Source organism: Peribacillus butanolivorans, assembly GCF_001273755.1.
Taxonomy (GTDB): domain Bacteria; phylum Bacillota; class Bacilli; order Bacillales; family DSM-1321; genus Peribacillus; species Peribacillus butanolivorans.
Map to the genome: position 1 here is coordinate 2,263,033 of NZ_LGYA01000001.1, position 24,911 is coordinate 2,287,943.

23 protein-coding genes and 5 pseudogenes are annotated in these 24,911 nt (G+C 36.1%); 16 read left to right on the plus strand and 12 right to left on the minus strand.

Annotation, left to right across the window (positions count from 1 at the left end; all coding sequences use genetic code 11):
- The first annotated feature begins 110 nt into the window (after positions 1-110).
- The 6 genes and pseudogenes from AKG34_RS10525 to AKG34_RS29615 all read left to right on the plus strand — a co-directional run.
- A pseudogene (locus AKG34_RS10525) lies at positions 111-1,254 on the plus strand (acyl-CoA dehydrogenase).
- A gap of 58 nt (positions 1,255-1,312) precedes the next feature.
- Positions 1,313-1,498, plus strand: a complete 186-nt coding sequence (locus AKG34_RS10530; protein WP_152952272.1) for a hypothetical protein — start codon at positions 1,313-1,315, stop codon at positions 1,496-1,498.
- Between the two features lie 3 nt (positions 1,499-1,501).
- Complete coding sequence (locus tag AKG34_RS10535; RefSeq protein ID WP_053346040.1) at positions 1,502-2,686, plus strand: acetyl-CoA C-acetyltransferase; 1,185 nt, start codon at positions 1,502-1,504, stop codon at positions 2,684-2,686.
- A gap of 715 nt (positions 2,687-3,401) precedes the next feature.
- Positions 3,402-3,653 carry a histidine kinase dimerization/phospho-acceptor domain-containing protein gene (locus AKG34_RS28780; RefSeq protein WP_236694926.1) on the plus strand — a complete coding sequence of 84 codons (252 nt, stop codon included), beginning with the start codon at positions 3,402-3,404 and terminating at the stop codon, positions 3,651-3,653.
- Between the two features lie 151 nt (positions 3,654-3,804).
- Complete coding sequence (locus AKG34_RS28785) at positions 3,805-3,924, plus strand: hypothetical protein (protein ID WP_236694927.1); 120 nt, start codon at positions 3,805-3,807, stop codon at positions 3,922-3,924.
- 432 nt (positions 3,925-4,356) lie between these two features.
- Positions 4,357-4,478: pseudogene (locus tag AKG34_RS29615) on the plus strand (hypothetical protein); the annotation flags it as partial.
- Between the two features lie 369 nt (positions 4,479-4,847).
- Here AKG34_RS29615 and AKG34_RS29620 read toward each other — a convergent pair.
- From AKG34_RS29620 to AKG34_RS27950, 10 genes and pseudogenes are all read right to left on the minus strand, one after another.
- The gene (locus AKG34_RS29620) at positions 4,848-5,036 is read right to left on the minus strand and encodes a sigma 54-interacting transcriptional regulator (RefSeq protein ID WP_082527356.1); all 189 of its coding nucleotides are present in this window, start codon (positions 5,034-5,036) and stop codon (positions 4,848-4,850) included.
- Positions 5,037-5,435 (minus strand): transcriptional regulator, encoded by a 399-nt coding sequence (locus AKG34_RS27485; protein WP_053346041.1) that lies wholly within the window; start codon positions 5,433-5,435, stop codon positions 5,037-5,039. It lies immediately after the preceding gene.
- Positions 5,436-5,981: 546 nt separating this feature from the next.
- Positions 5,982-6,299, minus strand: a complete 318-nt coding sequence (locus tag AKG34_RS10545; protein WP_053346042.1) for a hypothetical protein — start codon at positions 6,297-6,299, stop codon at positions 5,982-5,984.
- Positions 6,300-7,093: 794 nt separating this feature from the next.
- Positions 7,094-7,279 carry a hypothetical protein gene (locus AKG34_RS10550; protein WP_053346043.1) on the minus strand — a complete coding sequence of 62 codons (186 nt, stop codon included), beginning with the start codon at positions 7,277-7,279 and terminating at the stop codon, positions 7,094-7,096.
- A 119-nt stretch (positions 7,280-7,398) separates the two neighbouring features.
- On the minus strand, positions 7,399-8,280 hold the full coding sequence (locus AKG34_RS10555) for an IS3 family transposase (protein ID WP_053346044.1): 882 nt from the start codon (positions 8,278-8,280) through the stop codon (positions 7,399-7,401).
- A gap of 8 nt (positions 8,281-8,288) precedes the next feature.
- On the minus strand, positions 8,289-8,585 hold the full coding sequence (locus AKG34_RS10560) for a transposase (RefSeq protein WP_053346045.1): 297 nt from the start codon (positions 8,583-8,585) through the stop codon (positions 8,289-8,291).
- A gap of 285 nt (positions 8,586-8,870) precedes the next feature.
- Positions 8,871-9,365, minus strand: a complete 495-nt coding sequence (locus tag AKG34_RS10565; protein WP_053346046.1) for a DinB family protein — start codon at positions 9,363-9,365, stop codon at positions 8,871-8,873.
- Positions 9,366-9,518: 153 nt separating this feature from the next.
- A pseudogene (locus tag AKG34_RS10570) lies at positions 9,519-10,517 on the minus strand (IS1595 family transposase).
- 215 nt (positions 10,518-10,732) lie between these two features.
- Positions 10,733-10,936, minus strand: coding sequence for a hypothetical protein (locus AKG34_RS10575; protein WP_053346047.1), 204 nt, complete (start codon positions 10,934-10,936; stop codon positions 10,733-10,735).
- Positions 10,937-10,995: 59 nt separating this feature from the next.
- On the minus strand, positions 10,996-11,157 hold the full coding sequence (locus AKG34_RS27950) for a hypothetical protein (protein ID WP_157444319.1): 162 nt from the start codon (positions 11,155-11,157) through the stop codon (positions 10,996-10,998).
- Between the two features lie 387 nt (positions 11,158-11,544).
- On the opposite strand from AKG34_RS27950, the gene AKG34_RS27955 reads away from it, so the two are divergent.
- The 5 genes and pseudogenes from AKG34_RS27955 (at position 11,545) to AKG34_RS10595 (ending at position 18,312) form a co-directional block, all read left to right on the plus strand.
- A complete protein-coding gene (locus AKG34_RS27955) occupies positions 11,545-11,697 on the plus strand; it encodes a hypothetical protein (protein ID WP_161804921.1) in 153 nt (50 codons plus the stop codon).
- A gap of 88 nt (positions 11,698-11,785) precedes the next feature.
- The gene (locus AKG34_RS28800) at positions 11,786-12,211 is read left to right on the plus strand and encodes a sugar phosphate isomerase/epimerase family protein (RefSeq protein ID WP_053346048.1); all 426 of its coding nucleotides are present in this window, start codon (positions 11,786-11,788) and stop codon (positions 12,209-12,211) included.
- Between the two features lie 668 nt (positions 12,212-12,879).
- On the plus strand, positions 12,880-15,009 hold the full coding sequence (locus tag AKG34_RS10585; protein ID WP_053346049.1) for an ATP-dependent Clp protease ATP-binding subunit: 2,130 nt from the start codon (positions 12,880-12,882) through the stop codon (positions 15,007-15,009).
- A 535-nt stretch (positions 15,010-15,544) separates the two neighbouring features.
- Positions 15,545-17,428: pseudogene (pulA, locus tag AKG34_RS10590) on the plus strand (type I pullulanase); the annotation flags it as partial.
- A 383-nt stretch (positions 17,429-17,811) separates the two neighbouring features.
- Positions 17,812-18,312 (plus strand): PCYCGC motif-containing (lipo)protein, encoded by a 501-nt coding sequence (locus AKG34_RS10595; protein WP_053346051.1) that lies wholly within the window; start codon positions 17,812-17,814, stop codon positions 18,310-18,312.
- Positions 18,313-18,411: 99 nt separating this feature from the next.
- On the opposite strand, the pseudogene AKG34_RS28805 reads toward AKG34_RS10595, so the two are convergent.
- Positions 18,412-18,769 (minus strand): annotated as a pseudogene (locus AKG34_RS28805) (transposase); the annotation flags it as partial.
- Positions 18,770-18,987: 218 nt separating this feature from the next.
- Between AKG34_RS28805 and uvsE the strand changes: the two are divergent.
- Both uvsE and AKG34_RS10605 read left to right on the plus strand, forming a co-directional pair.
- Positions 18,988-19,959 (plus strand): UV DNA damage repair endonuclease UvsE, encoded by a 972-nt coding sequence (gene uvsE / locus AKG34_RS10600; protein WP_053346052.1) that lies wholly within the window; start codon positions 18,988-18,990, stop codon positions 19,957-19,959.
- Between the two features lie 534 nt (positions 19,960-20,493).
- Positions 20,494-21,066, plus strand: a complete 573-nt coding sequence (locus tag AKG34_RS10605) for a site-specific integrase (RefSeq protein WP_223305274.1) — start codon at positions 20,494-20,496, stop codon at positions 21,064-21,066.
- A 532-nt stretch (positions 21,067-21,598) separates the two neighbouring features.
- On the opposite strand, the gene AKG34_RS10610 is transcribed toward AKG34_RS10605, so the two are convergent.
- Positions 21,599-21,994 carry a GyrI-like domain-containing protein gene (locus AKG34_RS10610; RefSeq protein WP_053346053.1) on the minus strand — a complete coding sequence of 132 codons (396 nt, stop codon included), beginning with the start codon at positions 21,992-21,994 and terminating at the stop codon, positions 21,599-21,601.
- A 435-nt stretch (positions 21,995-22,429) separates the two neighbouring features.
- On the opposite strand from AKG34_RS10610, the gene AKG34_RS10615 reads away from it, so the two are divergent.
- Genes AKG34_RS10615 through AKG34_RS10625 form a run of 3 tightly spaced genes read left to right on the plus strand, consistent with a single transcriptional unit; the run spans position 22,430 to position 24,694 of the window.
- Positions 22,430-23,089 (plus strand): GntR family transcriptional regulator, encoded by a 660-nt coding sequence (locus tag AKG34_RS10615; RefSeq protein ID WP_053346054.1) that lies wholly within the window; start codon positions 22,430-22,432, stop codon positions 23,087-23,089.
- 19 nt (positions 23,090-23,108) lie between these two features.
- Positions 23,109-24,326, plus strand: coding sequence for an L-2-hydroxyglutarate dehydrogenase (lhgO, locus tag AKG34_RS10620; protein WP_053346055.1), 1,218 nt, complete (start codon positions 23,109-23,111; stop codon positions 24,324-24,326).
- A gap of 26 nt (positions 24,327-24,352) precedes the next feature.
- On the plus strand, positions 24,353-24,694 hold the full coding sequence (locus AKG34_RS10625) for a DUF3870 domain-containing protein (protein WP_053346056.1): 342 nt from the start codon (positions 24,353-24,355) through the stop codon (positions 24,692-24,694).
- The last annotated feature ends 217 nt before the right edge of the window (positions 24,695-24,911 follow it).

Consider the following 24,911-nt stretch of genomic DNA (forward strand, 5'->3'; position numbering starts at 1 on the left):
TTGGAGTTTTTTAAAGTATTATCTTTATAGATTTACGATGGCAAATAGCTTGCATAGTTTTTCAGAAGATATCATGTTTGGAATAACAAAATCAAAAAAGGGGACTAATGATGAATTTTTTATTATCTAAGGAACATCAAATGATGCAAAAAATGGTGCGAGAGTTTGCTCTAAACGAATGTGAACCTACTGCTGCTCAACGTGATGAAGAGGAATACTTTGATATCAAGATTTGGCACAAGATGGCGGAACTTGGTTTATGCGGCATTCCTTGGCCAGAAGAGTACGGAGGTGCAGGTGCCGATTACTTGAGTTATGTGATCGCGGTGGAGGAATTGTCTCGAGTGGACGCTTCAATTGGGGCCGCACTTTCTGCACATACATCGTTAGCCGGATGGCCGGTTTACAAGTTTGGAACGGAACATCAAAAGCGAAAATATTTGCGGGCCATGGCGGAAGGAAAAAACATGGGTGCGTATTGCTTGACGGAATCTGGATCCGGATCTGATGCCAGTGGAATGAGAACAACAGCCGTTCTAGACGGAGATGAATGGGTCTTGAACGGATCGAAGATTTTTATCACCAACGGAGGCTATGCAGACACTTATATCGTTTTCGCACAGACCAACTCGGCACTAAAGCATAAAGGCATTTCTACGTTTATTGTGGAAAAGGGCTTCCCAGGTTTCTCTGTAGGAAAGAAGGAAAAAAAGCTGGGCATTCGCTCTTCCGCCACGACGGAGGTCATTTTTGAGGACTGCCGCGTTCCAAAGGACAATCTTTTGGGCCAAGTGGGTGAAGGGTTCCAGATTGCCATGATGACTCTCGACGGCGGTCGGAATGGAATCGCTTCCCAAGCTGTTGGAATCGCTCAAGGAGCATTTGATAATGCTGTCGCATTTGCAAAGGATCGCGTCCAATTTGGCAAACCGATTAGCTCACTTCAAGCTATTTCAATTCAAATTAGCCGATATGGCCACAAAAATCGAAGCTGCCCGTTTATTGACGTATCAGGCAGCATGGCGTGAGGATCAAGGAATTCATTATGGACTTCAATCGGCAATGTCCAAACTATTTGCTGGAGACACCGCCATGGAAGTAGCGGTGGAGGCTGTTCAAGTATTTGGCGGATATGGATACACAAGGGAATACCCGGTAGAACGATATATGAGAGATGCTAAAATCACCCAAATCTATGAAGGGACGCAAGAGATTCAGCGTCTTGTTATTGCCGGAAATCTGCTTAAAGCATAGAAAAAATTAAAAATTAACCAAAACAGGAATGTAATCTATTAAAAAGAGGTGAATGGGCTTGTCAAACGATTTACTTGGGCATGAGTTAGAGCCTTACAGCATGGCAAAAGACGAATTAGTAGTAATTGCGAAAATTCCGTTAATTCACCGGCATTATATAGTGTTTGATGAGAGTAGATATAAACCATGTATTATGAAGATTTACAAGCGGGAGAATCAAACAACCTTCAATAAAGGAGAATGAATTATGAGTCATGTTTATATTTTAGGTGGAGCTAGGACGCCATTCGGGAGTTTTGGAGGGGTATTAAAGGATATTTCTGCCATAGATCTTGGAGTGATCGCAAGTAAAGGAGCTATTAAAAAAAGTAATATTTCAGTTGAAGAGGTTGAGCATGTTTTTGCAGGGAATGTGATACATACTTCGAAAAATGCCTCTTACCTATCCAGGCATATTGCTTTGAAAGCTGGGATTCCAATCGAGAGCCCCGCCTTAACTCTCAATCGTTTATGCGGTTCTGGATTGCAAGCGGTCGTATCGGCAGCTCAGTCGATTATTTTAAAGGATGCTGAAGTCGCCCTAGCCTTGGGAACCGAAAATATGAGCCAATCTCCTCACGTATTACGAGATGTCCGCTTTGGTACGGGTCTACAGTCTCCACAAATGGACGACATGCTTTGGGCGACTTTGAGCGATGAATATATAGGGTGTGGGATGGGAGTAACAGCGGAAACTCTTGCTGAAAAATATGAACTAACCCGAGACGATCAAGATAGTTTGGCTGTCCAATCACACCAAAGATCAGCAAAGGCCCAACTGACAGGGCGATTTCAACAAGAGATTTCCCCTGTCACGATATTCACCAAAAAAGGAAAAGAAATAACCATTTTAGAAGATGAACATATTCGGCATAATACTTCAATTGAAGGATTAGCGAAACTGAAACCAACCTTTAAAAAGGATGGGACCGTAACGGCAGGTAATGCCAGTGGTATTAATGATGGGGCAGCTGCATTAATACTTGGAAGTGAATCCTTCCTTCAAACCAATCACAATGTGAAGCCATTGGCAAGAATCATATCCTGGGGGATTGCGGGGGTAGACCCAAATATTATGGGTATTGGACCAGTTCCTGCTAGTCAATTAGCTTTACGGAAAGCCGGACTCAATATTGAAGATATCGATTTGTTCGAAATCAATGAAGCATTCTCTGCCCAGTATCTTGCAGTAGAGAGAGAGCTTGGATTGAAACGGGAAAAAGTTAACGTCAATGGTGGAGCAATCGCATTAGGTCATCCAGTTGGTGCTAGTGGAGCTAGAATTATATATTCATTGGCCCTAGAGTTACGGAATCGAGAAAAGAAGTATGGACTAGCTTCCCTCTGTATTGGAGGAGGACAAGGAATCTCAGTAATCATTGAGGCTCTATGAACATGTTTGATTGGGGTACACCAGGCATGGAAGATAATAATATGAAATTAGATGATTATATTATGGACTACATCCCACGAGCAGTGCGAAAGCCTTTCGGAAATCGAATGCGGAGGAAGTGTCCATTCTGGGATACTGCATAGGTGGTACAATAACATCAATATTTGCAACTCTGCACCCTGAGCTACCAATTCGTGGCCGTCAGGTTAATCTTGAGACAATCACTGCGAATGTGCTCAACTTATCAGGTGAAATTGACATCATAGCTCAACCACATTAAGTAGAAGCATTGATGAATCACATTTCCAGTAAAGATCCAAAATTACCAGTAGGGCATAAGTCTATTGCTTTTGGAAGTAAAGCTTCAAAAATAACGTATCCAACGATTGTTGATTGGTTAGAAGAAAGACCTAAATAAAGGTAAATAATGTTAATGAAAAGAAGCCAATTCTATTAGTTTAGTATTTATAATGAAAACACTCACAGATTCCCAGCATTAATTTTAGTGCTGCAAAATTTAACAGGAGTTTTGTAAGTGTTTTCAATATCACTTTTTATAAGTTGTCAACCATGTAAAAAAATTCGTGAACCGTTTAAGTATAGTGGGAATTAGGTTGATTTTTTTAACTAAATTGTTAATCTTTCAATATTTTGCCTTTTTGTTATTATGCCTCTAGTTATACGTTCGTTTATCAATCATAAGCCAAGTAATAAAATGACTTTTGGTCGGTTTTTATGCTGGAATTTTTACAATCTTCCTAGTTTTGCTATTTATAAAGTAGTGGCGCACGAAATAAGAAATCCTCTGATAACCATAAAAGGTTTTTTTCAACTTTATAAGAAGGAAAATAAATCTGCTGAGGATATTGAATTGCTCCTAAGTAAACTGGAAAGAATTGAAACGATTACGAGCGAACTTCGTTCTTTGGGAAACCTCAGGCTGTCCAACTACTCCGTATGGATATAAAGAAAATACTCTTGATATACTTTCACCTCAGTTCATTATGAATGATATACAATCTAAACTGTTTGTAGAATAATCTCCTATTTTTATAACTTGTGAGAAGAATCAATTAAAGCAGGTATTCATTAATGTTATAAAGAACGCTATAGAAGCCATGAATGGAGGAGGTGAAATTCATATCCAAATTATAAAAGGTCAAGATGGCTCGTGTATTATTTCACTTCAAGATCAGGGATGTGGCATACCCATAGAGCTACTCCCTGGTTTAGGCTAGCCATTTTACACATTAAAAGAAAAGGGCACCGGACTAAAATTACTTAACAACACAATGGCAGTATTTCCTCCTTAGTAAAGTGAACGAAGGAACTTTAATTGAGCTTACGGGTTACCATTGGAGAGTTAAATGTGTCATATAGGAGAAATTGAAAAGGCTGCAGTGAAAGAAATCAATAATAATGGATAAAAATATGGAATTGGTAAGTGTAGTATTGAAATCTTAATGAAGGAGTGAAACTATGTGGATCTGTAGCACACACATGAAAGAATCATTGCCATTGTTAGATACTCCACATGTCAGCAAGGCTACGTACCAAATTAAATGTTCGCTCTGTGATAATTTTGCTATTGCAAAAATTTATTATTCCCACCAAACTTACTATTTTTCTAAAAATCAATCTAAAAATTATTCATCTAAAAATTCCCTCAAAATGTTTTAGCAGGAGTTACGGGCTTGGCTTCGGGAGGGATGGGTATTGCATTAAGTACCATATCTGAAAAATATCTATAAGCTGCAATATATACAATATTCCACCCGAAGTTATGTTTAAGAAGCGGCTTTTTTACGGATATTAATTCTTTATTTATATCTTTTCATTTTCGGTTATACTTTACAGTTCAGATCCTTTCAACTACATGGGCTGAGTGAGTAATCCTCATAGGGTCTTTTTTCTCTTAAAGGGGTCCTGCCGTTAGTTATATTATCTAAGAACAACTTGTAAGATTCGGACTATATATAATAGAGTAGGGGCTTTAAGGCTCATATATTTATTGGCCATTTGTAATGAGCTATTTTTAGCAATTATTACATGTATTTAGCTACCATTATTTAGCCTTACCAAGTGAGAGAAGCATAGATGGTATCTTATGTTTTAATTTCTACACACAAAAAAGAAGACTAGAAAGTCTTCTCCTTTTCATTTAATCCTTTTCACGATAATTGGTTCTTCTTTCTCCTAGCTGTTTCACAGCCTTTTTAGCCTTCTCCTGCTCCTGGTAATGATCAGGTATCGCTCCGCAGTTAATTTTAATTAATGGACCTTTTCGTTTTCTTTGCTCGTGAATGAAATTAGCCAGGACATCTTTCCCGACTCCAGATTCTCCTAACAGTTATATCGGTAAGTCATTCTCAGCAAACCTTTCTGCAAGCGACATTACCTGCTTCATGTTCATACTCTGATAAATAATATGCTGTTGATTGCATATTTCATTCCGCAACCTCTCTAAGTTCTTTTGATACATGTCTTTGATTTGTTGTGTTTCTTCAAGTTCTTTTTGCAGCCGGTTCATTTCTGTTATATCTCGTAGGTTGGAAACAACGAACAGTATTTCATTATCTGCATCTATATAAGGAGTGGCTGTGACGATACACTTTTTCCCGTGTTCATATTCAATAATTATCGTACAAGCTTGTTTCGTTTCAAGGACAATCCCAGCACTAGTTTTTGGAACCGCCATCATTTCTACAGCATCGTAAAAAACATAGGAATTAATAAATGCATGAGACAAATTAAGGCTTCATTAGTGAGAATCGGATAACCTTCGTACAATCAGAAAAATACACTGTCTAAGTAGAGGATGGAGAAAAGGCACTAACCATTGTGTTGGTGTCTTTTTTTATCTTTTAAAACTGATTCTGGTTCATTATCTATAAGTTTTTTTGAAGAATAGCTTACAAGCCACTGATTCTAATATAGTAGGAAGCATGACCGCGTATGACTATAATTAATCCATTGAATGTATGAACAGATTCCGTGATTGATCAATTAGATCTTCGGAAGAAACCATCAATGAAAGATGGTAGAAGTTAAAGTGTTTTGAAAAAAATTAATTGGATTTATAAAATTTTTAAAAAAATAAAGACTTCCTCTGAAAAATCCACAATTTAGAGTATTGGATAAAAGAACATTAATACTGCCCCAAATTAAGGGCGATTCCACTGTCTGATGAAACTAAAGGGTCCTTAGTATATATGCTAATGTGAATTTTGCGTTTTACTAAGAATCGCATCAGAATTGGGGAAATACATAAGCAGAAAGATTTTTCTTAGTTTTCTTAGTTTTCTTTATTTCGTATTTGTTCACGGATTGTTTCAAGTTCTTCTAAGGATAGATCACCTAGAGATTTTTTTATTTCTTCTTCAATCCTTTTTCGATCAAGCTCCCTATATTTATTCCACCAGTCTCGTAATCCTTCCGTGTTTTCTAGTAGATATTCAATGTCAATTTCTTCTTGTTCATCATCGGATAAATACTTCATGACGGCACCTAACAATCGGTTGAGTTGAACTATTTCATTTTCCTTAACTAATGGTGAGACCTTATTTTCATTCTCTTCATTATCTTTGTTTGACGGTACATTTCGAGGTGTCATATATATTATCCTCCTGTTTTTAATAGTAGTGTTCCTAAAAGAATGGAATTCAATTTATTTCTAATTAATTTTCTATAGTCGTTACTATTCCCTGAAAAATCGTGTTGCAGAGAAAAGATATTAACATTTATGCTAATTACTAATTTCAACAAATACCTCGTTAGAATATAAAATATTACCGTCAACCTGTAAATTAGTGATAAAAGTAAGGTAGAATGGTAAGAAAGATATCTTAAAAGGATATAAGTGGAAATAGAGAAGAGGAGCTCTAAGTTATTCCTACGAAAATTGTTAAGTATGGAGATTATTTAAAATACATACATATAGCAGATACAGTCCGTCATCGGGAACTGGCGTATATCCATCCTCAGATTTCTCTCAATGTACGAGTTAAGTAACTGGGGACAACCGAGGTATAATTGACACATAAAATCCGAGGAGTGTTGTTGTACCAATGATTACAAACGAAAACATAAAGTATGTGGCAATTTATTTGCGACTATCAAGAGATGAAGAAAACCGAGGGATTGAAAAAATCCTCGCTTGCCACAGAAATTCATTAACGGAACTTTCCTATGAAAACGAATAGAAACTCACTAAGGTATAACTAATAGTTCAATAATGAAAACAAAAAAAGACGCCCCGTTGTGGGACGCCCGATTCATTCACGTGCAAGTTGTTGACGAATGGGTCTTAGACGGCGATTACACGCAATTTTCATTATCTAGTGAAGCACGTCAACCAGGGCGGTTTAGTGAACAAAAAAACATCCCCGAAAGGATGTCTGTTTTCATTTATTCATTATCTTTTTCAATTTTCATTTCGTTCACTATATTTCTGAGTTTTTCGGTATACTCTTCACCTGTAAGAATACCCCTTTTTTTCAATAAATTCACTAAAGTTAAAACAGTGGCCATTTGTATGTCTTGCGGGCTTAATTTTCCAACATCCAAATTTTTTAATTCATCTTGAGCATTCATATTATCACTTCCTTCCATTTACTTCATTTCAACAAATGGAACGGTTTTACTTGCTTAAAAAAAGGACTCCGCTTATTTGGAGTGACCCCTGTCAAATAGACAGAAATAAAAAAGACCAATTAAGCAGCCTGAGTTCTATATTGATATGGACTCAGGTTGTTTAATTTTTTCTGGAAGCGATGATGGTTATAGAATCGAATATACATACTTACAGCACCTCTAACCTCTTCAGAGGTTCGGAAGGAGTTCATATAGAAACACTCCGATTTAAAGTGGCTGAAGAAATTCTCCATACAAGCGTTATCCCAGCAGTTTCCCTTTCTTGACATACTGGATTGCATCTTATATTTTTTCAATAGGTTATTATATTGGTGGGAAGTATATTGGTACCCCTGGTCGCTATGCAGAAGAATTCCTTTAACATTCCGTTTTTTCTTTGCTTTTTTTATTGTATCTATTACAAGTTTTAAGTCGTTTCTCCGGCTGACTTGATAAGAAACGATTTCATTGTTATAGAGGTCTTTTATGGCGGATAGGTAAAGTCTCTGTCCATTAAAAATCAAATATGTAATGTCAGTTACCCATTTCTCATTAGGTCCGGATGCATGAAAATCCCTATTAAGAAGGTTTTTAGAAATGACATATGCTTCTTTCTTCCCGTAATAAGGTTTCCTCTTCCGAATCAGGGACTTTAACCCTAGCTCCCGCATAAGACGCTGGACACGCTTGTGGTTCAGGTTTAAACCGTAGGTTTTATCCAGCCATACCTTTACTCTTCGATACCCATAGATTCCTTTGAGTTTATTGTAGCATCCTATAATTTTTTTCTGAATCTCTTCATCCTCCAGTTGCTTTTCAGAAGGGGATATTTTACGTTTTAACCATTTGTAGTATCCACTTCTTGATACATGTGCAATTTCGCATAATAATTGAATAGGGTAGTGTTCCTTGGACATTTCCCTAATTACCTCATACTTTTTCCTTGTCGTTACTGCCTCCATTCCCCCTTTTACATCTTTAAGAGCTTTTTTAGCATTTCGTTCTCCGCCTCTAAACGTCTGATTTTTTCTTCAGGATCCTCCGGAGCTGTTCTTGGTCTGCCCTTACCAAGACCCTTCGCTTTCCCTCGTTTCTCTTCCAAACCCAGTATGCCTTCATCTTCAAAGTACTTAACCCAGCGGCGGACTTGATTTTTATCAATTTCTAATTTATCAGCGACCGATTGATAACTCATATCTCCATTAAGGTATAAATCAACGGCCTGCTTTTTGAATGCTTTATCAAACATTCTTTTAATATTACCCATAGAAAAATAACCTCCATATATAGACAGATTAGTGTGCTTTCTTTTTTCTGTCTACTAAAAGGGGATCATATCAATTAATCGGGGGTCCTTTTAATATTCATCTTCAATTGGTTTATACCATTCATAATCATATTTTTGTTCCTCCGCAATTTTAATTTTTGGCTTTGTTAAGTAGTATTGTTGTTTTTTAGGTATAAAATACGGGAACGTCCGATTTGTACGTTCCCGTTCTTATTCCATTAAAGCCCCCTATAATGGAATAACTGTAAAGCTAATGAAGCTTTTTTAAAAGCTGCGTTTCCCTGCCCAAGCTCCTTGCATTTTACTAAGGAATACAATTTGCCCAATATGATATGCGTCGTGCATTGCTAAACTCTTCAGTTCAAGCACTAATGAATTATCTTCTCCTGGGATCTGTCTATACAAATCTTCATGTTCTGATTTTGCTAGTATTTTTCCAAGTTCACGATGAACATAAAAGTATTCTTGTTTTGTTTCCTTCCAATTTTCTAACGTCTCAGTTGGTAATCGAAATGTAGATTCATTATTTTCTGCCTGTGGTTCATTCGCTGTTTCACCAAGAAATCGCATCAGAAATCTCTTTTCATAGAAAAGTAAATGACAAACTAATTCCCAAATGGAATTCATTGCCCCATCAGCTGGTTTCCAAATTGCCTGTTCAAAAGTGATATCCTCTAGCACTTTTTCAAGTGGTGGAAACCAGTCTTCTTCATCTAAGCAGCTTGCCCATTGTTGTAACAAAAGTGTCTTTACATCCATTTTCTATTCCCTCCAATTTAATCCCTTTAATAGATAATCCCTTTGGTCAAAACTCATTTGCGGCGTGTTGTTGTAGATAGCTCACTAATTAAGGTGTCATGCCAATTCCTTGTTCAATTAAACTGGCCCTTTAACGAAACAATGAACGTTCCGTTATTTGTAAAATTCTGATAACTTCAGTTTATCATAAGTTGTGTTAACTGAGAAAGAACAACTGTCTAAAACCATTTTGGTTATCGTAAAGTTATCTTTTATATGTTTGATGGTGTCTAAAAATTGGAACCAGCTCAAATAATGGTCTAGATATTTAGTCGCTACACCATTAAAACGCTCCATCCAGCTCTTTAAATGGCTGTGATAACTTTTACATTCTGGATGTGATAAATCCCTTTAACTCGCTCCCTACCATTTGCTTTAAAGCGATGATGCTCAATTCCTTTTTCTTTGGCATAAGTCATAAACGTCCGCCAAGCATCCGTACATAGAACATTTTGTATTGATAGCTTGGAACCTAAGGCTTCGTCCAAACTCTTTTTTATAATACGCCCTTTTCCTATTGTTTTGGAAAACGTTCTCTTTTGGCGGTCTCTGGCTACAAGAACGCATACTTGGTCCTTACTTATTCCTCTAAACTCCGAACTACCACCGCGTAACCTTGGTTTTCTGGATATTCCGTTTTCCTTTCTCGGAATAGAGGAAATAGGTTTCATCCATTTCTACTATGCCTTCGAAAAGTTCAAAATCCATCTGTTTCAATGCAGTTAGAATTTTATGCCTCCAATAAAAAAGCGTCACATAATGAGCACCAATGAGTTCATCGATGAACTGAAGCCATTTACTAGGCATATGAGTTCTGTGAAGAGGAGTGTTCGTCATATCTGTGAATGTTTTAGCGCACTCTTTGCAGCGGTATCTTTGACGTTCAATGGTATTGATTGTAGTTTTTACCTGATATTTACCGAAGCGAATGGCATTAGTGGATTGACAATGGGTGCAGGTATAGCCGTCTTTGTGTTTCTGTTCTGATACATCAGTGAATACAGACTCTGTTTCTCCCGCACTCCCTAATGAGTTTGTGAAGAACTCCTTCAATCGCTGCTGGTTTCTTTGGCTAAGATTTCTGATTTGGTTAATAATGTCCACTAACGCCATTAAAACTCATTCGCTCTCGGTAAATTTAGTTCGTCATAGAACGAACGTTCGAGAAAATCAAATAACAACATTATTCTTTAACAAAGCCTAATTTTTTGATATTCATCTTTTGGCATACCTTCCTAAACTTTTGAAGCGCCATGGTCAACTTCAGTTGATTTAGGATTCGTATGCGGGGTTGTGTGTCCAAGGTCATTTCAAATGACCTTAGGATTTCAACTATATAAAATCCGACTTTCAACATTACGCAGCTCTCCAGATGAAACACTGTCAGCCACAATATATTGTAAAGTTCTCGTGGCCGTCATTCGTTTGTCTGGATGTTTCATTTGAAGATGCTGTTGTATCGCTCGAAAAAGTTCATTATTCTCAGGTCGGTTAGCGTTATATATTTCTTGTAAACTATTTGGCTTTTCCATGGCTTCTCCTACTTTCCAATGAATAATATTCGTACACACGGTACTTGATACGTAGTTCCTCAAGCTCCGCCTTTTTCTTCATAATGTACAAACAACATCAAGTAGATTGCCAATAGAAGGTGCAAATAAAGTGGAATATTCTTATCGTTTTGAATGACAACAAATATGAAAATTCCATATAGCAAAATTGGAATGGTTAAAAGGATTCTGAGCTTAGTCAAATGTCATCCCCCATTTATCCTCAATTATTAATACATCGAGCATTTGAGCAACCTGAAAATCCTTTTCGGCAATCGACTAATTAAACTTGTACAATTATTCTCCCTAAGAACATTTGCTAACAATTGTAAGTCCATAGTTATTATTGGTTTCATAGTAACTCCTCCTAACACACTAAATATTCTGATATTTTAATACTAATTCACCAAATTGTAGCTAGCAACCTTTATAAAAAATAAATTTATTCATATATGGTTAATCGTCCTTACTTTTTAATTTTTTTCAATATAATGACGGAGTGAAATTATTTAAAAAAAGTGTGTAACTTCTACTGACTTTTACACTCAGTATGTATAGATACTATATAAGCACAAAAAGGAGAATATCAGATGAAGAAAATTAAACAAAACAGAAGTGAACGTGTAGGGACGCAATTTACCAAAAGCGACATGCAAAAGATTATTGAATTCGCAGAGGATTACGGTAATAATTCCATTTTTAAAGCTGTGGAATTATTAACCATTAAAGGATTATCCAAATAACAAAAAGGGAGTCGTTCTAATGAATTACGTAGATATTTTGATAATTTGGTAGCAGAATCGAATTTGGAACACTTAGTGCGCCAAGTTGATGACATTTGTTCTCTATATTATCAAAATTCCTCCTTCGATACAGGAAGAAGGACAGCAATTTCCAACGCCTTATCTTGTACTAATTGATTGGGGACATGAAAGGGATTACACAGCTGGTCACCCAGATGATGCAAAACGCTTATCCCCAGAGGGATGGAACAGGATGACACATATCCGGATATGGGCAGAGCATTCTTGGACAAGATATGGAGTACGATTGGTAGTCCATCCTCATGCTGGTGGCTATATTGAATTTAAAGATGAAATAAAGAAACTTATGAAGGATATTCCACATGAAATTGCAGGACTTTGCCTTGACACAGCACATCTTTATTATTCAAAAATGGACCCCGTACAGTGGCTTATGGACTGTGCAAATAGACTGGATTATATACATTTTAAAGATATTAATCTAGATAAATAATTATCAAAAAGTAATGACTGAGTGTATCCGCTTTTTTGATGCATGTGGTAAGGGAGTTATCTGCTCTGTCGGACAAGGCATCATTGACAGGTTACTGAAAGAAATCGATTATCATGGGTACATTACTGTAGAGCAAGAGCGTGATCCTAGAAATTGTGATAGTAGTCTACGAGATGTTAGCCAGAGCTTCGCTTATTTGAAGAATATTGGTTTTTAATCATAAACACAATATGAGAACAATAGTATGATTAATGGGGAAAAAATTATAAGAAAATCGGTTCTGATGCAAAAACTCAAGATAATCTCAATGGATGCTAAATCTTGATGTTTTACATCAAAATCAAAATATCGTTGTTTAAATTTTTTATTTTCACTATTAACTAATATACTTGTTCTCCGATATATTTATCATTATCTTTATAAGGAAAGTGCAACCAATTTCTGAAGATGAAATACAGATAATTTGGATGAAGCCCTATTTCTATAGAAATAGGGCTATTATGGATTACCGATATGGCTGTATCAATAGAAGAAATTTGAGAAAACAATCCAAAAGAATTTCCAGTCAAAATTATTGAATGTCAAAGAAGGTCAATGTATAATAAAGTCAGAAAGTCAAAGAAGGTCAAAGTTGATTCATAAAAACAAACTTTAAGGAGGAGTACTACATGCTTTGTGAAAAATGCCATGTAAACCAAGCTAATATTCAAGTACATCTAAATATGAATGGTCAGGAGCATGATGTTATGCTGTGCTCCACTTGTTATAAAGAAGAAAGAAATAAACTTGGTGCAGCTATGGGAGGAAAAGATTTAGGGAACTTCCAATTTAATGGATCCCACAATTTATTCAATCCCTTTAATAATAGTAATATCCCTCAACCGGAACCTGCTCAACAAAGCGGCGGAAGAGGATTATTAGAAGAGTACGGGCAGAATCTGACAGATGCTGCTAAAGCAGGCCTAATTGATCCGGTTATCGGCAGGAATGAAGAAATAAAAAGAGTGATTGAAGTTCTAAATAGACGTAATAAAAATAATCCAGTATTAATAGGTGAACCTGGCGTAGGTAAAACAGCGATTGCTGAAGGACTTGCTCTAGCCATTGTTGAAGGTGCAGTTCCTGTTAAATTGCGTAATAAGCTGGTGTATATGCTTGATATCGCTTCACTTGTTACAAACACTGGAATCCGGGGACAATTCGAAGAACGAATGAAGCAATTAATCAGTGAATTGCAGGAAAGAAAGAATGTCATTTTATTCATTGATGAAATTCACCAAATTGTCGGTGCTGGTTCAGCCGAAGGATCGATGGATGCTGGGAATATCTTAAAACCCGCACTTGCACGAGGTGAACTTCAGCTGGTGGGAGCGACCACTTTGTCTGAATATCGGAAAATTGAAAAAGACGGAGCACTTGAACGCCGCTTTCAACCCGTTCAGGTTAATGAGCCTACAACAGATGAAGCATTGGTTATTTTGCAAGGTTTAAAAGACAGTTATGAAGCGTATCATGGGGTCACATATAGCGTGGAAGCGCTGAGAGCAGCTGTTGAACTTTCAAACCGCTACATTCAAGACCGTTTTCTACCTGACAAAGCAATCGACTTAATGGACGAGGCAGGTTCTAAATTAAACTTGACCATTGAAGATGGACAGGAAGAGGTTATGAAAGAACGTCTTGCAAATATCTATAAGGAAAAAGAGCAGGCCCTAAATGAAGAAGACTATGAAAAAGCAGCTGTACTTCGGGATGAAGAAGAAAAACTGGAAAAATCTTTGCAAGCTGGAGTAAATTCAGTTAAACCAAACGTCACTGTCGAAGATATCCAAAAGATTATCGAACAAAAAACTGGAATCCCTGTAGGCAAGCTGCAAGAAGATGAGCAGGAAAGAATGCTTCATCTTCAAGAGGAGCTTATGAAAAAAGTAATTGGGCAGGAAGAAGCAGTCAGAAAGGTTGCGAAGGCCGTCCGAAGGAGTCGTGCCGGTTTGAAGTCCAAAAACCGTCCCACTGGTTCTTTCCTATTCGTTGGTCCGACAGGAGTTGGGAAAACTGAATTAGCGAAAACCCTTGCTTTGGAATTGTTTGGTGATAAAGAAGCCATGATTCGCCTTGATATGAGTGAATTCATGGAGAAACATAGCGTTTCCAAATTAATTGGTTCTCCTCCTGGATACGTAGGACATGAGGAAGCAGGCCAATTAACTGAAAAAGTTCGTCGTAAGCCTTACAGTATTATCTTATTGGATGAGATTGAAAAAGCACATCCAGATGTGATGCACATGTTCTTACAAATTCTAGAAGATGGTCGGTTAACTGATAGTCAGGGACGTACTGTTACCTTTAAAGATACCGTCATTATCATGACATCTAATGCTGGAGTCGGGGAAAAACAAAAAGTAATGGGATTCGGAACAAGTACAGCCGTAGATGAAGCTTCTATATTACAATCATTAGGCAGTTTCTTCAAACCGGAATTCCTGAACCGATTTGACAGCATCATTGAATTCTCAGCACTGAAGAAGGAAGACCTTTTGCAAATTGTTGATATTATGATTCAGGATCTTGACAAAACACTTACTTCTCAAGACATATCATTGGTCGTAACAGATGAAGCAAAACAAAAACTGATCGAGTTAGGTTATCATCCATCATTCGGGGCAAGACCGCTCCGACGTGTTCTTCAGGAACAGCTCGAAGATGGCATTACTGACTATATCTTTGATCAGCCTGAAGTGAAAAACTTCATGGCAGTTGTTGAAGATAATCAGGTTAAAATAATCAAAACACCATAAAGAGTACTAGAAATGCCTCCAAGACCGTAAAACTGTTATGGAGGCATTTTTTTTTATCACTTTTTAAGGTTTATAATTTCAATAGGAATATTTACAAGACAAAGAGAGGTATATTCTACACAGAAGTAGAATTTTATGTAAAAGTGGTACAGGTTTATGATTTTTGGAGCAACATAGATAAACTTAACTATAAAAAATGGACATCGAGATTCTAAATTATTCCTGATCTTATTTCGGGTGAAAATACTTATCATTTATTAATGAATCCATCAAGTTTATTAACATATGTCTCTGAATACGCTAGGACGTTTGAATCATATTGATAGTCACACACTGATTTTTGATAGCAACCCTTCATAAAAAGGAAATAATAAAAATATATGAAATAAATTCCTGTTTTGAAATAGGAATTTCATTGGAGGAATGACCTATTAAAGATTCAATTTTTTATTTTGAAGAGGAAAATACCAATCAAACACCTAATGATAAAGATCTCGATAATAAGTCGGATGTTCTACCCATTGCAAATATTCATCTCGTAAACCCTGAAGAACTGGATAATCTTTATTACTATGAAGGAAAAGACTTAGGAAATTCCTATTCAAAAGATAAAACTTCATTCCGGTTATGGGCTCCCACTTCATCTGAAGCTAAGCTCGTTACTTATAAACGTTGGGATGATACAGATGGAATAGAAATTGATATGCAGCGTTCGGAGAAGGGAACGTGGACTGTTGAAATATCCGGTGATCAGGATGGGTTGATTTATACATATAAAGTGAAAGTGGGCGATGTATGGAATGAAGCTGTGGATCCCTATGTCCGGGCAGTGACTGTAAATGGGAATAGAGGTGTTGTAATAGATTTAGCAGACACCAACCCAGAAAAGTGGACAAATGATAAACCTGCGCTGAATAGCCCTGAGGATGCAATTATCTATGAAATTCATATCAGGGATTTATCGATTCATCCTGAAAGTGGAATTCAAAATAAAGGGAAATTTTTAGGAGTAACGGAAATGGGTACCAAGGGTCCTGAAGGAGTTAAAACTGGTCTCGATCATATTAAGGATTTGGGTGTGACTCATGTACAATTTATCCCCATTTTTGATTTCGCTACTGTCAATGAATTGAAATTAAATGAACCTCAATATAATTGGGGATACGACCCAAAGAATTATAATGCACCAGAAGGGTCTTATTCGACTGACCCCTTTCAACCAAAGCTCAGAATTCGTGAGGCGAAGCAGATGATCCAAGCATTACATGATAAGGGATTACGTGTAATTATGGATGTAGTTTACAATCACGTATATTCGGTGGATGATTCTAGCTTTAACAAACTTGTACCTAACTATTTTTTTCGCTTTAACGAGGACGGCACACTATCCAATGGTACCGGCGTAGGAAACGACACAGCGTCCGAACATAAAATGATGCGTAAATTTATCGTTGAATCTGTAATCTATTGGGTGAAAGAGTTTAACCTCGACGGCTTCCGTTTTGATTTAATGGGGATTCATGATGTGGAAACGATGAATGAAGTGAAAAAAGCTATTGATGAAATTGATCCGACTATTATTGTTTTAGGAGAAGGGTGGGATATGAATACCCCATTGTCTCAGGATCAGAAAGCGAATCAAAAGAATGCTTATAAAATGCCTGGTATAGCCCATTTTAATGATGCTATCCGGGATGGGTTAAAAGGCTTTGTGATGAATGAACATGATAAAGGCTTTATCAATGGCAAACCAGGGATGGAAGATATCATTAAAAAAGGGATAGCTGGTGGATTGAAATACGATGATCATATAGCAACCTATCAAAATCCAGCCCAGGTCATCAACTATGTCGAAGCCCATGATAATTATACATTATGGGATAAGCTCGTAATTACCAATCCAGATGCGACAGAGCAAGAACGCAAACAGATGCACAAACTAGGTTCCTCTGTGGTATTACTGTCACAGGGAATTCCAATGATCCATGCTGGGCAAGAATTTATGCGAACAAAGGATGGAGATGAAAATAGCTATCAATCATCTGACTGGGTTAACCGATTGGATTGGAAAAGAAGAGCGGAGTTTGATAATGAAGTAGAATATTTAAAAGGGCTAATTTCGCTTCGAAACAATATTTCAGCTTTCAGGTTAAGAACAGCTGAAGACATCGAGCAGCAGTTAATATTCCTTGAAGCTCCTGCGAATGTGATTGCATTTTCTCTAATGACAGAACATTCAACGATTGTTGTTATTCATAATGCAAACTGGGAAGCTGTAAATATTACACTCCCACTTCATGGAAATTGGTCTGTTTTAGCGAATGGTCAGCGGGCGGGTCTTGAAGAAATTGAAAGGATTCAGGGGATTCATATAACCGTTTCCCCTTTAAGTTCATATGTGTTGAGAAGGATTTTGTAATAGTAGTGTGGATTAAGAATCAGCAGCTGCATAAAGAATATGAAACGGCAGATATACAAGGACCGAGGTCCAGCGAATCTTACGGCAAAAGTGTACCCAGTAAAGGCGAAATGAACACCAAAGTAACACTTGCTGGTTTTGATTGTAGCCGGTGTTTCTCCCATAACAATTCCGCTGACCGTATTAAAGAAGAAGAAAAACAATTGAGAATAAATTAATATGGAAGGGTCCTTTAATGAATGCCTTTCTTACATTACTTGAATAATTTAAAAATAACTTTTCATGAAAACATCATTTAATAATGTACTTTTTGTGAAATAACTTGTAGAAATACATTCCACCCCATAAAATGGGAGTAACTATAATATTCAAGGAGTGTACAAATGAATTTTAAATTAATAGCCATAATTGGTATCTGTTCATCTTTACTACTTTCCGGTTGTTCGAATGAAGAAAAAAATGTTGCGGATAAAGAAACTAGTCATGAAGGCCATTCAGCACATACTGTTTCTGGAGATCTTCAAGAAGAGACTAAAAGTAAGGAAATAGCACCTGAATTTCTATCTGAAAAGCCAGAAGAAATGAAAACCATCTATTTAGCGGTTGCTCAAAATCAGGAACTATTAGAAAAAATACCATGCTACTGTGGTTGTGGAGAAGAAGCTAACCATAAAAACAATTACGATTGTTTTATCCATGAAAATAAAAAAAGTGGTGAAGTGGTTTGGGACGATCATGGGACGAGATGTGGGGTATGCCTAGAAATAGCTGCTCAGTCCATTTTAGATTTAAGGGATGGAATGACTATTAAAGATATTCGTACTAAAGTAGATGAAAAATATAAGAGTGGATATGCAAAACCAACACCTACCCCTGAGGTTTAAGTTCATGAATTTCCAAATTAAATAGTTATAAGCGAGTAAATAAATGAAAAAGAGCCTGAAATGAAGTAAATCCAAAAAGGTAGACACTTTATTTAGGTCAGCATTGAGGGCATGAACCCGGTAATCTATCCGGCTCATGCCTTTTAATTTTCCCTTGATTCGTTTGAAACTTTAGTAATGGATATATTCTCCTTCTAGTTCTTGTTTGAAATGCTCCATGCTTTCAAATTCTCGAAGATAGAGTAATTCTAATTTTAATGGGGCAAAGAAGTTTTCAATGACCGCATTATCGATACAATTTCTTTTGTGGGACATGCTTTGTGTAATTGTTATGTCTTTTTAAATCATGCGAATATTGTTTCATCTGGTAATGCCAGCCCTAATCTGAATGAAGAATGGGTGAATCTTTCGATTCCAAGCGATCAAAGGCTTTATCCAGCATCTTGGTAACGAGGGCAATGGATTTATAGGTTTTTTTCCCTTCGAAGTACTCTAAAACTGCATGTAATTATTCGTCTATCGTATATTTAGTAAAAAAAACTGCCCCCCAATTGTTACATGCTGTCTAACAATTGGGGGGCAGTTCAAATAATGAGGCTCTTTTTTATTATTCATATTAAAGATAAATAAGGGAATAATGACAAAAACAACTAAAAATATAAGGGGGTTATCCATCTGACTTTAATCCGCCTTGGTTATGTGGCCATGAGTACTCATATGCCAAACTGCTCACCATCTCAAACCATGACTTTTTCCCAGTTTTCGAAAATTAAGGATAGGGAGGCAGCCATAAGAAAACTTGAACGCATTTCAGTTTCTAATCTTAATAATTGCTGGCGATTACTAATCCATAACGCAGCTCATGATATCCAATTTTTTAGGCTTTCTTCTAAACTCATTCCCCTTGTCAATCACCCAGAAATTCCAGAATGGGACTACCTAGAACCAATTTCAGAAGAACTTGAAAAAATTAGAACCTATCTTACAAATCAGCCAGCTATAAGAATTGATTTTCATCCAGATCATTTCGTCATTTTAAATAGTTCGAATATCGATATACTGAAGACTTCTCTAAAAACATTAAGGATGCATTATACTTTATTAAAAAAAATGGGATTGGACCCTGAGCATCGTTGTGTTCTCCATGTCGGTGGTGGTTATGGTGAACATGAACAGGCGCTAGAGCAGTTTATACATAATTGGGGGTTTATACCTGAGTCAATTCAAAAAATGGTGATTCTTGAAAACGATGATACTACATTTACTTTATCGGAAACTCTCTACTTGTGTGAAAAACTAGGAATTCCCATGGTTTTTGATTACCACCATTACCTTGCGCACCATTCGGCATCTGAAAAATGGATTGATCATTGGAATCGAATACTCCAAACTTGGGATTATTCCAAACTATCTCCGAAGATGCATATTTCTAGCCCAAGATCGGAAAAAGAATTTAGAGCACACGCTGATTACGTTGATCCGGATATGTTTATGGAGTTTTTACAACAAATAAAAGGAAGTTTACCACAGTTAGATTGTATGATTGAAGCGAAGCAAAAAGATGGTGCACTTTTCCAATTGATGGATCAACTAAGAGCTTACCCGGAAATCGATATGATTGACGGTGCAAGTTTTTATATCCGCTGAGAGACTTGGATGAAACTTACATTTGATGAAGAGATGTGTAAGACTCTTTATCAAATGTAATAGACTAAATATTAAATATATATAGTTTACATAATGTTATTATCGTAAATAAATTAAATGGGTAAAATTGTATAATGTCATCAGGAAGAGAAAGGATATTATTGTAAATTATAATCCAGAAAAAAAATACCAGTGTTTGAACTTCTACATTTTTCATAAAAAAAACAATAAAAGATAAAAAACAGGTCCCATAAATTGATTTTAAGGTGTCCATTTTTAATCGTTAGGGTATTTCATCGCGATTGTTATAAAGTCTTTCTAAACGCTATTAAAATACATTTAAGGAGATTGGGAGAATTAAACTCTATATCTATCAATAATATAAGAATATTCCGAATGTAACAAAGGACCTGTATTGATACATTCGGAATCGCGTCAAATCAAGGTTTTTGAGAGCATTATAATTAAAAAAACTTGCCTTTTTTTCGTCAATTCACGTACAATGAAAGAAGAGGAAAGGGGAATGAGTTACTCATGCAAGCAACCTCTCAAAGAATCAAAAATGTCCAGCCGATACGCCGACTGGATCACATAGATAAGATGAAAAAATCTCTATTAAAATATTGCAGCTACCGTGATTATATGATGTTCTCTATCGGGATTAACATTGGGCTTCGAATCGGTGATCTTTTACAGTTACGTGTAAAAGATATCCTAGAGGGAACGCATATCGTCATTGTAGAGCAAAAGACAGAGAAAATTAAACGGTTCCTTGTCAACCCTCAACTTCGGAAAGAAGTCCGGAAGTATGTTCGGAAGATGAACCTGAAAAATGAAAACTATTTATTTCCTAGCCGAAAAGGAAATGGACCAATCACTAGGGTACAAGCATATCGGGTTTTAAACAAAGCAGCAGAAATGGCTGATATTCCGGATGTTGGCACACATACACTCCGAAAAACATTTGGCTATTTGCATTATCAAAAATTTAAGGATATCGCTTTACTTCAACAAATTCTTAATCACTCCAATCCAAAAGATACGATGATATACATAGGACTCACACAGGATTTAATGGACGAAACATTGATGGATTTCTATTATTAAAAAAAGGACCAATAAGGTTCTTTTTTTATTTATCATAATAACATTATGTAAACTAGTTATTTTTAATTGTAATTCTAAATTTAAGAGTAAATTATCTAGGATGAATCATTTGTATATAAATTGGTGGTTCATCTTATAATAAAACCCAGGGGAATAAAATGAGGTAAATCAAAAAAAGTTTTGTTATTAAATATATTTACATATTAATTAAATATTCTTTTGGAATAGTTGTTATTTTATAGAACCATCAGCGCACATTATAAATAACTGGAAAGTAGAACTCCTTATATTTAGAAAAGATATTCAAATCTGTACTAACAAAATACTTGATGAATCTAAAATAAAGAGGGAAGAACATGAGGGGATATTGCTCAACAAGAGTAATGACAGTGTCTTTTTCTTCTTATATTAAGTGTTAAATTCAATGGGAAAATGAGCTAAGGATAGTATAGATAACAAAGATCTTAGATAACTATTTTTTAGGGACATAACAAAAGAACCCTATATTTTATAGGGTTCTTTTGTTAATGCATTAATTAATCGCTATATGTATTTCCACTTTTCCATCAGGATAATATTTTTCATAATCCAGGCTATATGCCCTATTCAACTTTTTTTCATCTTCAAGCTGCCATATCTTTTTCCAAGTTTCACCTATGGAATGCTCATCTTGTAAACATTCAAACACTTTATATTCATTTTCTGGAATAATAATTTTTTCATTTGACACTGGAGTTTCAGTAGCAATAGTTAAAGTATAGTCACCACGATAATTACTTGTGTATTGATGGTAAACCCCATACTTAATATCATTTTCAATATTTAAATCATTCATTTTATTCCATAATGACCCAATTTTATCGAATAAATTTTCATCCGTGAAATTATTAGTACGAATATCGCCAATAATATATACTTCTTTACTCATTATATCCTCACTCCTTTGTATAAATTTGGTTTTTTAGTTAATTGTATCATAGTCAGAAAAAAAGAATCTCCTTATTCAAAATAACAAACGGAAGCATAATTGAAAAACATAAAGGGGACCAAGTTTTTTTGTCCGCTTTTAAATACCAACATTAATAATTATATAATCTATACAAAGGAGAGGATGTGTCTAAACAGATGAAAAACTCCGTCTTCCATAGAACGACATTATTACGTAGAGTAGAAAAATTAAAGATTGAACTAAAGTAAGCGTAGCAGAAGGTTACTTTCTTTTGTGATAAAAGGTGGAATTTCAGAAATATTGTATCCAATAATTTTTAGATTGGATACAATATCTTTTATTTTTACTATTGTAATCGTTTTATATAGTTGTTATAGTTGGAATTGTATCCAATATTGAAAGGTGGAAGATAAATTGGATAATGCTAATAGAGATAAGTCAACAATCGTAAACAATGTAACAAAAAGTCTTAGACAAGCAATTTTAAACGGGACACTGAAAAAAGGCGAGCGTTTAATTCAAGAGGAATGGGCTGAACGATTAGATGTAAGCAGAATGCCCATTCGAGAAGCGCTTACACAGCTTCAAATGGAAGGTTTAGTGGAAATGGTTCCACACAAAGGAGCTATCGTCACTCCAATAACCCGAGATGATATTGAAGAAATCTACCACACTAGGTCTCTTCTTGAAGGCCTTGCTGTTGAAAAGTCACTTCCCTATTTAACAGAAGAAGACAAAAAACAATTAGAGAAAATATTGATTGAAATGGAAGAGATTCAGTTATCCGATGTAACAAATGAACACTATATTCAATTGAATGCGGCTTTTCATGAAACCCTTCGAAAAGGTTGTCCATGGCCTAGGGTTCAAAAAATGGTAGAAACACTAGGTATCTCGCCAATTGCGCCCAACTTGCTTATTGATTATTACCCTGAGACGCAGCGGGAACACAGGATGATTTATGAAGCAGCTTTGCGAGGCGACCCTGCAGAACTTCGAGCATCTGTGGAATATCATATTTTACGAACAAAGAATAATTTAATCACGTGTATGGAGTTGCTAAAAAAACCATAAATAATAAGGAGTGGTAATTATGTATGATTTTGCAATTGTTGGTGGGGGAATTGTAGGTTTATCAACGGGAATGGCACTTTATAAGCGGTTTCCAAATGCGAGAGTGGTAGTTATTGAAAAAGAGTCTGTTGTTGCAGATCATCAAACTGGTCATAACAGCGGTGTTATTCATTCAGGAATATATTATAAACCAGGAAGTTTTAAAGCACGATTTGCTCGCCAAGGAAGCAAATCAATGACGGAATTCTGTCAAACACATGGAATCGAACATGATATTTGTGGAAAGGTCATTGTTGCGACAAAGCAAGATGAGTTACCAATTCTTAATGATTTGTATACACGTGGTCTACAAAATGAACTGGCTATAAAAAAAATAAGTGTGGATGAATTAAAGGAAATCGAACCACATGTAAACGGACTTGGTGCGATTCGCGTCCCACAAGCTGGTATTGTAAATTATCGTCAGGTCAGCGAAAAAATCGCCGATATTATCAAAGAATATGGCGGTGAGATTAAGCTAAATACAAAAGTAGAAAAAATTAACGAGGAATCAGATAGTGTAACGATCGAGACGAACAACGGTACCCTAAAAGCACGAATGGTAATTAATTGTGCTGGGTTGCACAGTGACCGTATTGCAGCAGCAGCGGGGTACAAAACTGATATGAAAATTGTGCCATTCCGTGGCGAGTATTTTAAGTTGATACCAGAAAAACGCTTTCTCGTTAACCATTTAATTTATCCTGTTCCAAATCCAAAATTTCCGTTTTTAGGGGTCCATTTTACTCGGATGATTAGCGGAGAAGTAGATGCTGGTCCAAATGCTGTGTTAAGTTTTAAACGTGAAGGATATAAAAAAACGGACTTCAATGCAAAAGATTTAACAGAAGTTTTAAGTTACAAAGGGTTCTGGAAACTCGCGAGTAAATTTATGAAAGAAGGGATGGATGAATATGTCCGTTCTTTTAGCAAGAAGCAATTTACGAAAAGCCTTCAGGAGTTAATTCCTGAAATTCAGGAAGATGATTTAATTCCGGCACCTGCAGGCGTTCGAGCACAGGCTCTACAGGACGATGGGAATATGGTAGATGACTTTCATATTATAATGGGGAAACGTACTGTTCATGTATGTAACGCTCCGTCTCCTGCAGCTACAGCTTCTATTGAAATTGGAAAAGAGGTTGTTAACCGTATTCCAGAACAATCGCACTTATTGGAAGCAGCTTTAATAAAATAAATCATTTTTAGGGAGGGAGAAGCCTCATGTTTAATGGTAAAACAATATTTATTGCAGGTCACGCACGTTTACCCCAGGGAATGGCAGCAAAAAGTGTCTTTGAAACGTTAACCATTACTGCAGAAGTCGATTCTAAATATGGGGTTATTCTAGAAGCTTCCTGTACATTGGCAACAGAGCATGGACGTGAATTTATTGGACGCGTGTTAAAAGGGACTAGTTTAAATGATGGTGTTGATAATGCGATAGAATCTATTCAATCCTATTATCGGGGAAAGGCAACAAATGCGTTGATCGCTGCATTAAAAGACTTATATCTCCATTTTCAGCAAATTAAGGCCGGGGAAAAACCAAAACAACTGAACTAGATTTTTAATTTAATTTATCTGAATAATAAGTAAAAAGAGTTGACATTAGAATACGAAAGTGTTTTAATTGAATTAAGCCAATATTATGACATTATCACCTTTGTAAAATACCTTTTCAAAATCGTGAATAGATTATAATAATTGGAAACAGGAAACATAAATAATACATAAACTGCATATTCGCTGTGACTCTATTTGCATAGAGCAGTGAAGTGAA